At 43.9% G+C, this 13470-nt stretch carries 6 protein-coding genes; all 6 read left to right on the top strand.

Annotated features, from left to right (window positions below; all coding sequences use genetic code 11):
• Nucleotides 1-39 precede the first annotated feature (39 nt).
• A complete protein-coding gene (locus BLU80_RS05480; RefSeq protein WP_170831149.1) occupies nucleotides 40-1665 on the top strand; it encodes an MGH1-like glycoside hydrolase domain-containing protein in 1626 nt (541 codons plus the stop codon).
• 44 nt (nucleotides 1666-1709) lie between these two features.
• On the top strand, nucleotides 1710-4616 hold the full coding sequence (locus BLU80_RS05475; protein WP_091394666.1) for a glycoside hydrolase family 95 protein: 2907 nt from the start codon (nucleotides 1710-1712) through the stop codon (nucleotides 4614-4616).
• Nucleotides 4617-4672: 56 nt separating this feature from the next.
• The gene (locus tag BLU80_RS05470) at nucleotides 4673-8473 is read left to right on the top strand and encodes a malectin domain-containing carbohydrate-binding protein (RefSeq protein WP_170831148.1); all 3801 of its coding nucleotides are present in this window, start codon (nucleotides 4673-4675) and stop codon (nucleotides 8471-8473) included.
• Between the two features lie 423 nt (nucleotides 8474-8896).
• Entirely contained in the window at nucleotides 8897-9574 is a 678-nt protein-coding gene (locus BLU80_RS05465; protein ID WP_091394660.1) for a DUF3826 domain-containing protein, read from the top strand.
• Nucleotides 9575-9870: 296 nt separating this feature from the next.
• Entirely contained in the window at nucleotides 9871-11544 is a 1674-nt protein-coding gene (locus BLU80_RS05460) for a pectate lyase family protein (protein ID WP_091394657.1), read from the top strand.
• A 227-nt stretch (nucleotides 11545-11771) separates the two neighbouring features.
• Nucleotides 11772-13451 (top strand): pectate lyase family protein, encoded by a 1680-nt coding sequence (locus tag BLU80_RS05455; protein WP_317042136.1) that lies wholly within the window; start codon nucleotides 11772-11774, stop codon nucleotides 13449-13451.
• The last annotated feature ends 19 nt before the right edge of the window (nucleotides 13452-13470 follow it).

Here is a 13470-nt window from a genome sequence, read left to right as displayed (position 1 = left end):
ACTTAGATAATGATGGTAGTGGTAAAAATGAAAAACTTTATGGGAAGAAATAAAATAATATATAGTAAGGCAGGAGACTGCAAATATGGAAGGGTGAGCAGCGTCTGCATCACATGCTTACTATGTATTTTATTTGGTTTAGCGAAGGCACAGCAAAAGAGCAGTTATAAGCAGCAGGATCCCGTTCATAAAGCACTGATACTGGATCCTTCCATCATGCAGCGTCAGGTTACCTTATTTAACAGCCAGGACAGCGGGGATGTGGTGAATTATGTTGATAATGCGGATGCATATCAATGGCTCAGTGCGAATATTCCGCTATTTGACTGTCCGGACAGCACATTGCAACAGATTTATTATTTCAGGTGGTGGAGCTTTAGAAAACATTTGGTGCAAACTCCCTTCGGATTCATATTTACAGAATTCATCACACCTGTAAAATTCGGTGGGGCTTTTAATGGGATAAGCTCCGCTACAGGGCACCAGGTGTATGAAGGCAGATGGCTGCGGAACGCTGCTTATATTGAACAGTATGCGGCTTACTGGATGTTTGGAGATCCTCAGCAAAAAAAGCCTGTATTTCATAAATTCAGTACCTGGATTGACGATGCCGTTTATGGGCTTTATTTAGTCAAAAACAACAGCGCATATGTGGAAAGGATGCTGCCGGCACTAGCGGCTGATTATAAAAAATGGGAATCGGAAAATTTATTGCCTAATCAGCTTTTCTGGCAATTCGATGTAAGAGATGCCATGGAAGAGTCCATCAGTGGTTCCAGAAAAGTTAAAAATATGAGGCCTACGATTAATAGTTATATGTTTGGCAACGCCGCAGCTCTTGCTAAAATGTACCATTTAACCGGGCAGCAGGAGCAGGCCGCCTTTTTTGAAAAGAAAGCGTCCCGGCTTCGGACACTGGTAATGGACAGTCTCTGGGATCCAAAAGCAGGATTTTTTGAAGTGAAGCATCCAAATGGAAGATTTGCGGATGCCAGAGAGGCCATAGGATTTATTCCCTGGTATTTTAATCTGCCTTATGACGCTAAAACTTATGCGATTGCCTGGGATCAATTAACAGATACCGCAGGTTTTAGCGCACCCTGGGGGATTACAACGGCAGAAAGAAGACATCCTTTATTCAGGACACACGGAACCGGTCACGGTTGTGAATGGGATGGGGCTGTATGGCCTTATGCCACAACACAAACCTTAAAGGCGCTTTCCAATCTTCTCAATAACTATAAGCATCAGAATAACATGTCCAAAAAAGTGTTTTTTGATGCGCTCCATAAATACAGCTGGGCCCAGCAAAAAGATGGCAAACCTTTTATCGGAGAATATCAGGATGAAAAGACCGGATTCTGGCTTCGTAATAATCCGCGCAGCAGGTATTATAATCATTCAGGATTTGCGGATCTGGTCATTAACGACCTGGTGGGTATTAAGCCTGCTTCGGGTAATACATTCATCATCGCACCTTTGATTCCAAAAGGGGCATGGGACTGGTTTTGCCTTGATAACGTAAGTTATCATGATAGAAATCTGACGGTCCTCTGGGATAAGACAGGTCATCATTACGAAAAAGGCAAAGGATTCAGGGTGTTTGTAGACGGCGTCCAGGTAAGGCATAGCAAAACGCTGAAAAAAGTGGTGATTTCCTTATAGTTTGGCAGGCATGAAACTTTGTGGTATTACAGAAATGATTATTTATGAATGACAACTACAGATATTTACGGAAGGCGGTTTATATAGCTTTATTAGGTCTTCTGTCCACTGGTTGTGGAACAAATTCAGTGAGCCAAAAGGAGCTGGCACCTGATGCTCTGATTTTATGGTATAATCAACCGGCTGCCAATACGGACTGGACGGATGCGCTTCCCGTTGGCAATGGTCATATCGGTGCCATGATTTTTGGAGGTGCAGATACGGATCATATTCAGTTTAATGAATCTTCGCTTTGGACGGACGGTCCAAGGTCCTATGCGCATGAGGGGGCATACAAATATTTAGATCAGATAAGAAATTTCCTTTTTACCGGTAAGCAGCAGCAGGCGGAACAGTTGGCTGAGGCGCATTTCATGGGCGTTAAAAATCATGATCCCGAGACCTACCGGAAGTTGCGTCTGGCATGGCTGAAAAAGATCCGTCGTGACACGACGGCTGCTGCTGTAGCTTATAATGACGCTGACTGGCCCGTTATGCAGTTGCCACTGTTGAACGGATGGGAGACAGCCGGACATCAGGGCCTGGACGGAGCCGTATGGTTCAGAGTGGGTTTTGATGTGCCTGAAGATTGGAAAGGCAAAGACTTGTTTATTGATTTAGGACGTATCAGAGATCTTGATTTTTGTTATGTGAACGGTAACTATATAGGACGTGATTCCGGCATATCCACTAAAAGGCATTATTTAATACCTGCCAGTGTATTACACACGGGGCGTAATCTGTTAGCCGTGCAGGTGGTCAACTTTTTTGATAAAGGCGGCTTTACCGGGGTAAAAAATGACCGGCCGTTTTTTGTCGCATATCCCACGGATAAAACCCCGAAAGGGGGTGTTAATATTTCCCGAATCTGGAAATTTTGGATTCAGGATGATAACCCACCTGCTTATCCGCAGTATGAGGCTAGCTACCAGCCATTTGGTGATATTTTTATAAAAGATGAAGGCAGGCTTGCCGATGGGGAAGTCAAAGATTACAGACGTTCTTTAGATATCAGAAATGCGCTCTCTGTTGTTACTTATAAAAGAGGAGGTGTCACTTATACCAGGAATTATTTTGCCAGTGCGGCAGATCCGGTGATGGTGATTGATTTAAAGGCGGATAAGGCAGGTGCTGTTCAATTTGAGACTAATTTCGGAACGGTTCATAAAGAACATCGATTCTTTAAAATAGACGATCAGACGATAGGTTTAAAGGTCCAGGTAAAAAACGGTGCCCTGTTTGGCGTGAGCGCCTTAAAAGTTAAGGCAATTGGCCCTAATGCCCGGGTGAGCGTTACTGACAGCGCTCTAAAAGTCCAGGGAGCGGACAGCGCAGTGCTATACCTTGTGGCGGCAACGAATTTTATCAGCTATCAGGATGTATCCGGCAATCCTGACAGCCTTTGCAAAGCCTATCTTGCTTCCTTGGAAGAAAATAAAAAGAGTGATTATAGAGAGTTGCTGCAGCGTCATCAGAGGGTTTATCACCGCCTGTTTGACCGTTTTGATATCCGGATAGGGACTCGATCAAGATCTGATCTTCCAACGGATCAACGGATTCGTCAATTCTCCGTGTCTACTGATCCGGGACTGATAGATTTGTATACACAATATGCCAGATATCTGATGATCAGCGCAACACCTCCGGGCGGCCGTGCTGCTAATTTGCAGGGAATCTGGAATCCATTACTTACACCGCCCTGGGGGTCTAAATATACCAGTAATATCAACCTGGAAATGAACTACTGGCCGGCGGAGCCGCTTAATTTATCTGCCTGCACGCAGCCATTATTTGAGCTGATGGAGACTTTAGCTAAAACAGGAGCCGTAACTGCCAACAGGCATTACGGTGCACCGGGCTGGGTACTGCATCATAATACGGATATATGGGGGGCCAGTGCTCCTATAGATGCGGCCAAACACGGTATTTGGGTTGGAGGAAGTGCGTGGCTGAGTCATCACTTATGGGATCATTTTGCCTTTACGAGAGATACTGTTTTTTTAAGGGATACCGGCTACCCGATTATGAAAAAAGCCGCGGAGTTTTATGTGCATTTTCTGGTAAAAGATCCTGTAACCGGATTTTTAGTGTCATCCCCTTCTAACTCTCCTGAACACGGGGGGCTGGTAGCAGGGCCCACCATGGATCACCAGATGATCCGCGACTTATTTGAAAATTGTATTCAGGCAGGGACTATTCTAGGGGTAGATCAATCCTTCAGGGATAGTCTGGAGGATAAATATAATAAAATAGCACCCAATAAAATCGGGCGGTATGGCCAGTTGCAGGAGTGGATGCAGGATTTCGATGATACCAGCGATACGCACCGCCATGTATCTCATTTATGGGGGGTCTATCCTGGTAATGATATCAACTGGGAAAAAGATACGGCTATGATGCGTGCAGCCAGACAGTCTTTGATTTACAGAGGGGACGGGGGAACAGGCTGGTCCCTGGCCTGGAAGGTAAATCTATGGGCCAGATTTAGGTCAGGTAACCATGCATTAAAAATACTGGAAGAATTACTGAGACCGGCTGAGGGGGCCGGTGGTGGAGAAAGAGGGGGTGTTTATCGTAATTTAATGGACGCACATCCGCCTTTTCAGATTGACGGAAACTTTGGTGGTGCTGCAGGCGTCGCTGAGATGCTGATACAGAGCCAGAATGGATATATTGATCTCTTACCCGCGCTGCCTGATAGCCTTGAAACTGGCTGGGTCAGCGGCATCTGTGCCAGGGGTGGTTATGAATTAAATATCTGGTGGAAGCATCACCGGCTTGAGAAAGTAGCCATAAAGGCAATAGCCGGCGGTAGTTGTAATGTGCGATATGGCGAGTTGCATAGGGCCTTGTCCGTGAAACCGGATCATTGGTATTATCTGAACGGTCAACTGGAAACGATCAATCAATAGGCATTTTTTATAAGTAACGGGAATAGTAAACAGGTTCGTGTTTTTATCTTATGAATATGGTTATCAGAAAACATAAAAAAATATACGGCAGTGAGGGGGCCGGTAACCGGCACATAGCTGATTTGATAAAAGCGGGGTGTGTTTACCGGAGGTTATACCGTGCGGTTTTTGTTGCGGCATTTTTTATTTTCCTTGCTCCGGTGTTGCAGGCGCAGCTACCCTGGAGTTCTGATACCCGTGCAGATATTTTACTCGATAATGACTGGTCCAGCGTGGCGGACAGTTCTGGTAGTCATAATTTTGATGGATTTGAAAAATTAAGTTACCGGCCACACAACTGGAAAGTGGTAAACGTACCACATAACTGGGATGATTATGGCGGATATATCCGTAAGAAGCATGGTAACAGACACGGGGATGCCTGGTATAGAAAGTATTTTGACGCGCCTTATGACAGCACCAAATCCTGTTTTTTATTTTTTGAAGGAGTGAGTTCCTATGCGACCGTGTACTTAAATGGTAAATTGGTCGGACAGCATAGCGGCGGGAGAACGGGTTTTAGTGTAAATATTACCTCTTTTTTAAATGCCAGTGGAAAAAAGAACTTATTGGCCGTGTATGTACAGCATCCGTCGTCAATAAGGGATTTACCCTGGGTTTGTGGAGGTTGTTCTGAAGAAATCGGCTTTTCCGAAGGTAGTCAGCCTATGGGTATTTTCAGACCGGTGCATTTGATAGAAACCGGTCAGGTGCGGATTATTCCTTTTGGCGTCCATATTTATAATGACACAACGGTGAGTGAACGGTCGGCCACCTTATTTTGGGAAACCAGCTTGTCAAATGATGCAAAAAGATCCAAAGACGTCGTGATCAGGCAACGTTTACTGGATAGAAACGGCCGGCTGGTCAGCACAGCCCGGCAGCGTATAGTCATAGGAGATAGCCAACAAACGATAAGCGGTAGCCTGAGGCTGGCAGGTGATGTAAAATTGTGGTCATTGGCATCTCCGTATTTATATCAGCTTCAGACCAGCGTAATCGATATTTCCACCAGGAAAGTCCTGGATGAGGTGAGTACTCCTTATGGTATTCGTTGGATTAAATGGCCCGATTTAAACAGCCAGGCGCCCAGGCAGTTCCTACTCAACGGTAAGCCCGTTTTCATTAATGGGATTGCAGGCTATGAACATGCTTTGGGTAAAAGCCATGCTTTTACCGCAGAGGAAATTGCCACCCGCGTAGCAATGATTAGGGCAATGGGCTTCAATGCTTTCAGGGATGCTCATCAGCCGCATAATTTAAGATTTCAGTATTACTGGGATCAGGAGGGCCTGCTGTGGTGGCCTCAGTTCTCGGCGCATATCTGGTTTGATACGCCTGCCTTTAGAAAGAATTTTTTACGGCTGCTGAAGGATTGGGTGCTGGAGCGAAGAAACAGCCCTTCGAATATTATGTGGGGGCTGCAAAATGAGAGTAAGCTCCCAGCTGATTTTGCCAGACAATGTGTGGCTTTAATCAGAAGTCTGGATCCGACTGCTTCCAGTCAGCGGCTGATCACCACCTGTAACGGAGGAGAGGGAACGGACTGGAACGTTTCTCAGAACTGGAGTGGAACTTATGGGGGTAATCCGGATACTTATAGTGAAGATCTCAAAAAGGATGTATTGGTAGGAGAGTATGGTGGTTGGCGCACGGTGGATTTACATTCAGAGGGAGGCTTCCGTCAGGATGGCCCTTATAGTATTGAAAGCTGGTGTGCTTTACTGGAAAAGAAAATCAGATTGGCATACGCTGTTAAAGACAGCGTATGCGGTGAGTTTTTATGGCTTTTTAATTCTCATGACAATCCGGGAAGACAACAGGCAGCAGAAGGATATAGAGATCTGGACAGAATCGGTCCCGTTAACTATAAAGGGATATTAACGGCCTGGGAAGAACCTACGGAGGCTTTCTATTTATATGCTGCTAATTTTACGCGTGCGGATACGGCGCCGATGGTGCATATTGCCGGCCACGACTGGCAGGAGCGTTGGACAGGCATAAATGAACCAAAAGATATCACTATTTATTCAAACTGTGATTCGGTGGTACTGTTTAATGGAAAGGGGCAGGTCTCACTTGGCGGCAGGACACGCGGTGGAATCGGAACGCACTTTAGCTGGAAAGGTGTTTCGCTAAGATATAATCAGATATATGCGGTTGGATATTATAACGGAAACGCAGTTTGCTCGGATGAGATGCAGGTAAATAATTTGCCAGCCCCTCCTTTTCCCGTCATTAAAAAGCGGGATAATGCAGATGAAGATGTATTGGCGCCAGTTCAGGGTTACCAGTATGTATACAGATACAACTGCGGTGCGGGGGCTTACACAGATCATTACGGGAACGTATGGTCCGCAGACCGTAACTGTCTTAACTGCGTAACCGGAAAGGAATTCGGTTCCGTTTCCTGGACAGCAGATTATAAAGGGTTGCCTGCTTATTTTGCCAGCCAGCGCTCGGTGAATGACCCCGTTAAAGAGACCAGCGATGATCAGCTTTTTCAGCGTTTTCGTTATGGAAGAGATAAATTGAAATTTATATTCCCGGTTACAAATGGCAGGTATATCGTGCAGCTGTTTTTTATCGAGCCCTGGTGGGGCAAAGGCAGTCATTATAATTGTAATCGCTGGCGAGATTTCGATGTTGCAATAAATGGAAAAATTGTATTGCCGCATTTTGATATATTTAAGGAAGCGGGTAGTCTCAGGGCATTAAAGAAAGAAATACCTGTGGAAGTAAATAATGGTCAAATTGTAATTGATTTTCCCAATACGTATAGCGGTCAGGCGGTCATATCAGCCATCGCTATTGCCAAAAAGACCCTAGATCAGACATTGCACAAAAAGCAGATACCGCCTGTAGCCAATTCGCCTGCGCCGATATTGTCCGCCATCAGGCCAGCAGAACCGGCAAACGGAAGTTCAAACAGAAATGCTACCGGATTTATAGTACAAGACTGGTTAAACACAGGTGATGAGTTTGACATAGAACCTGTTTTGAAGCCTGGCATAACTCAACCGTATAATAGCGCAATAAAAGATTTGATACACCTGCATATTTCCAGTTTGCCGGCAGCTTTATTTGGAGCGCAGTGGCTGGCACTAAAGAAGGGATATTTGAAAGAGGCTACTGAAAATAAGTGGAAAGCCACAGGTGATCTTAAGTTATATGTCGGATTACAAAACAAGGATAGTGCTGAGATTAAAAAGCTGGAAGGACAGGGGTTTGCCAATACGCTTCAGTCTGTACTGGTTATAAATAGCAAGAGCGAAATGCCAAAAAAGGACAGCCTTATCTTACTGGAAAAGGATCTGAAGACGGGAGATGTACTTTTTGTTGAGCCCTGGTGGTCACGGAGTCTGATTGCTTTTAAACCTGCCAGCCAGATGCAGCCTCCTTTTGATCAGAAGCCGGAATTTACTTTTGGGATAAAGGATGCGGACGGCCGGCACAAAGGAAAAGTAGTTCAAAGAGATAATAAGGATTGTCTGCTGTTTAAGGAAGCGGGGTTAAACGCTTTAAGCTGGCCATTTGTAACAGGGGTCGCTGATTTTCATTCTTTTCAGGTGAAATATGCCTATGAAGGGACAGATAGCCTTCGGGCTAATCTGACGCTCACGGCCTTGGACGGCACGCTGCTGGCATCCAAGCAGATTTGGCTTACACCTACCAGAAAGGGCAAGTGGAACAGTAGCGAACTGGTAACCCCTACAATGATTAATGCAGGCCATTATCAATTGAAAATCAGTTGGGAAAAGGATAAAAATCCTTTAAAGGCCGGAGACGTTTACCTTTATAATATGAAATTACGGTAAGCATTTCTTGCATATAAATCCATTAACTACCCGCAATGCTCAAATTGACGGGTAGTTGTATTTTATAAGATATTGATTTGTAGTTTTTAGCGGTTGTATGACAAATCTGAAGGTTTTCACGACATCGCTCAATTCCGGGTAAATGTCCTGAATGTGTATGATTATGATAATTTTCTACAATCTTATGAAAATAATAAGGAAAGTTATATTTATATATAAAATTAACTTTGACATATAAATATCGAGAATTAGTCCTGTTGTTTTAACCGAAAAGAAATCTACATTAAAAATCGCGTTATTATTAAATATTAAAGGTCTGAACAATCGGGGATTCAAAATAACAAATGTGTGTTAAGTAAGTGACGAGGGGGCTCCAAGCGGCTTTTCCACATTTGTTTTCCCTCCAATTAAAATTAAAAAGCAATGAAAAGTGTTGTCGCGAAATTATTTTTACTGAGTATGGCAATCGGCGGTTTAAATCAATGGACAAATGCCCAGAATCTGAATACAACTGCAAAGGAAGATCCAGGCTATGTTAAGGTTATTCAACAAAGGGTCTCTAAAATTGTAGAACCCTTACATCTAAAAAACCAGGATAAGGCGGGGAAAGTTCAACGGGTCATTGAACAACAGTATTTTGATTTAAACAGAATCGATCAAAACAAGCAGACGGCTCTTAGCGCCGTTAAAACCGGTACTCAGGCAAAGCAGGCTGAGAAAGCTGAAATGGCCCGGATTAATGAAAATGCCACTGCAAGTGTTGATTCCTTACATCCTCATTTTGTAAGTCGTTTAAATAAATTATTAAATAAAGATCAGGTAGCAGAGGTAAAGGACGGTATGACCTATCATACCCTGGAAGTAACTTATGGTGCGTACACGGATATGCTGCCTCAGCTGACCAGTAAACAAAAAAAGCAGATTATGCAGTGGCTCGAGGAAGCCCGTGAACATGCAATAGATGGCGGAAGTTCCAAAGAGAAACATGCCTGGTTTGGTAAATACAAAGGCCGTATCAATAATTATCTGTCCAAGTCAGGTATTGATATGAAAGAGGCGGAGGTTGCCTGGAAAAAGCGAAGAGACTCCGCTGGTAAATAAAATAGGTTAATCAATTCAAACATAGATTGCGAGCCATATGATTCCTTTGTTGACTTGATAGATTATAAGCGGAAAATCAACAAAATTATTTAGTGAAAGTGCCGGTTTATATAGCGCTTCCCTATTTGTATTAGATTAGATAAGATGTGATGGTTGGCTTTGAGCCCGACTGAACCGAATAAAGAACTTTGTATCCTGCTGCAATTGGATAAGTTCCCGGGAGTACCCTGGTATTGGTTGTAGATCAGTTGAAAATCGTAACAAATTTAAAAAACAAAATTAGTCAAAATTAATTAATGAAAAATTATTCTTTGCCTTTACTCTTTTGCACACTGCTGATTGGCGGATCAAAAATTGTCAAGGCACAGTATCCGACAATCACCGCTCAGGTGCGTGATTCCATTAAACATTTTTCAGATGGGTTTGAGGCGCATTCGGATTCCATGTGGAAAATAGCCTATCCCATCGTTGAACAGGAAGCAAAAGAAGGCAAGCCCTATATTCCGTGGGCGGCAAGACCTACTGATTTGCCGCAATCGGCTCTTCTGGCCTTTCCCGGAGCAGAAGGAGGGGGCGCGCATACGGAAGGCGGAAGAGGCGGCAAGGTATATGTGGTAACCAGCCTTGCGGATCATGGACCTGGCAGCTTCAGAGAAGCCTGTGAAAAGGGTGGTCACCGGACCATCGTTTTTAATGTTGCGGGGGTTATTCATCTGCAAACACCTATTATTTTAAGAGCGCCTTATGTTACCATCGAAGGGCAGACAGCTCCAGGCGATGGGGTATGTATTGCCGGGGAGTCATTCTGGATTAATACACATGACGTTATACTTCGTTATATGCGGTTCAGAAGAGGTAAGACCTGGGTAGGCAGAAGAGATGATGCTTTAGGCGGTAACCCTGTTGGTAATATCATGATTGATCATGTATCAGCCAGCTGGGGATTAGATGAGAATATGTCTATTTACAGACACATGTTTGATCCTGGAGACGGATCCAAGGAAGAAAAGCATGGAACGGTCAATATGACTGTTCAGAACAGCATTTCTGCTGAATCGCTGGATTACTGGAATCATGCTTTTGGTTCTACGATGGGCGGGGAAAACTGTATGCTGGCAAGAAATTTATGGGCGGATAATACCGGTAGAAACCCCTCAATCGGTTGGAACGGTATCTTTAATTTTGTGAATAATGTCGTATTTAACTGGCATCACCGTTCAACGGATGGCGGTGACTATACTTCCTTATATAATATAATCAATAATTATTATAAACCCGGTCCTGTTACGCCTAAGGATGATCCTGTAGGGTACCGGATCCTAAAGCCTGAATCCGGGCGCAGTAAACTTCCCTATAAAGTATTTGGGAGAGCCTACGTGCATGGTAATGTAGTAGACGGTAATGAACAAGTTACAAAAGATAACTGGGATGGTGGCGTTCAGATGGAAGGTGTTGACGGAGAGCTGATGACGCTAGATAGTGCTCGCAAATATTTCCCGTATATGAAATGGGATAAGCCTTTCCCGCATGCCTCCGTGACAATTTTACCCGCTCAGCAAGCTTTTCAATATGTCTTAAATAATGTTGGTGCAACCTTACCCGTCAGAGATGCGGTAGATAAGCGCGTGGTGGAACAGGTTCGGACGGGTAAAATTGCTTATAAGGAAATCAATACGGATGATGATTATCAGTTTAAGGTTCGTAAATTGCCTAAGGATTCTTATAAATTAGGGATCATTACGGAAATTAAACAAGTGGGAGGTTATCCTGAATACAAAGGAACTCCTTATAAAGACAGTGATGCAGACGGAATGCCGGATGCTTATGAATCTAAAAATGGCCTCAATCCAAATGACCCGTCGGACGCTTCCAAAGAAGCTAAAAATGGGAAAGGTTATACCAATATAGAGGTATACCTGAATAGTGTCGTACCGGTAAATACGGTAAGGCCTGATTATCAGCCATCTTAAATTTTGTTTTGTTTGAATAATGCGTGGCCGATTATAGGCCGCAAAGTAAGTTTTGATGTTGAAAGTAATGTGTTTCTCTTTTGACCCGAAAAAGAGAAACACAGGCTTTCTGAAAACTTTTTCCGGATGTACGCTGTATTGAGTTTTCAGGTGGCCTAAGCAATAAATTATAAACCGAAAAATGAATAGAAAAAATTTTCTATCCGGTTTTCGAATCTAAATAAATTATGAATAATTCTTTTAATTTGTCTCAGACAAATTCTTTTAATAGTGGATTTGTGCGCAAAAATATTCTGTTGGCGGTTTCCTTTTTAATGATGGGGGCTGCTGCAAAAGCGCAGTATCCTAAAATACCGCCTGCTGTTCAGGCAAAATCAGACAGCGCATTAGCCGTTGAACAAAAGCGCTCCGATGAGGCCTGGGCAAAGGCATTACCAATTGTAGAAAAAGAAGCCCAGCAAGGCAAGCCTTATGTTCCATGGGCCTCTAAGCCTGAGGATCTGAAACAGGCGAGCATCGTTGCCTTCCCGGGTGCCCAGGGAGGAGGCGCTTATACGCCCGGCGGAAGAGGCGGAAAGGTATATGTTGTCACCAGTCTGGAAGACCGCGGGCCAGGTACATTCAGAGAAGCCTGCGAAAAGGGAGGTGCGAGAACCATTGTATTTAATGTCGCAGGAATTATCCATTTAAAAAGCCCGGTAATTATACGGGCTCCCTATGTAACGATTGAAGGACAATCGGCTCCTGGTGACGGTATCTGCATTGCCGGTGAGTCAGTCTGGATTAATACGCACGATGTGTTGATTCGTTTTATGCGTTTTAGACGCGGCGCCACGGATGTCGGAAGGCGTGATGATGCTTTGGGCGGCAATCCGGTGGGAAATATCATGATTGACCACGTTTCAGCCAGCTGGGGATTAGATGAAAATATGTCCATATACAGACATGTATATGACAGGGGCGGCATGAAACAAGAAAAAATGCCGACTGTAAATGTAACCATCCAGAACTCCATATTTTCAGAAGGGTTAGATACTTATAATCACGCATTTGGAAGCACCTTAGGCGGTTTGAACAGTACCTTTATGCGCAATCTGTGGGCTAATAATGTAGCCCGTAATCCTTCTGTTGGTATGTATGGGAGTTTTGGTTTCGTCAATAATGTTATATTCAACTGGTGGAACAGAAGTGTGGATGGCGGAGATGATCATTCTTTTTATAACTTTATCAATAACTATTATAAACCCGGTCCCATTACACCTAAGGATGAACCCATTACCCATAGAATCTTAAAGCCGGAAGCGGGAAGAGATAAACAACGGGTGAAACATTATGGAAAAGCCTATGTGCATGGGAATTATGTGGTGGGGAGTAAGCAGGTGACAAAAGACAACTGGGACGGCGGTGTGCAGATTGAAGATATGCCCAATGCAGGGGAGTTTACTGCATCTGTTAAAGTGGATAAGCCTTTCCCGTTAAAGGGAAACGTCAGTATCATGAGTGCAAAGAAAAGTTATGATTATGTGTTGAATAATGTAGGCTCGTTTTTGCCAGTTCGTGACCCGGTAGATACCCGTGTTATAAAAGAAGTAAAAACAGGTCAGATTGTATATACTGAAGGGGGCAAATCAGGGGTGACACCGTACATCAAACGCCGGATGCCGGCAGATTCGTATAAGAAAGGAATCATTAGTGATATTAGTCAGGTAGGAGGCTATCCGACCTACAAGGGAACGCCCTATGCAGATGCAGATCGGGACGGTATCCCTGACAGCTATGAGACAAAGCACGGTTTAAATCCAAATGACGCTTCCGATGCCAGTCAGTTAGCCAAAAACGGTGACGGCTATACCAATATCGAAGTCTATTTAAACAGTCTTGTTCCTTTAAAAAGAGTGAGACCTTAAGATTACCTGTTTTTGCTGT

Source organism: Arachidicoccus rhizosphaerae (assembly GCF_900107765.1).
Lineage (GTDB): Bacteria > Bacteroidota > Bacteroidia > Chitinophagales > Chitinophagaceae > Arachidicoccus > Arachidicoccus rhizosphaerae.
This window is presented reverse-complemented; position numbering and strand designations above follow the sequence as displayed.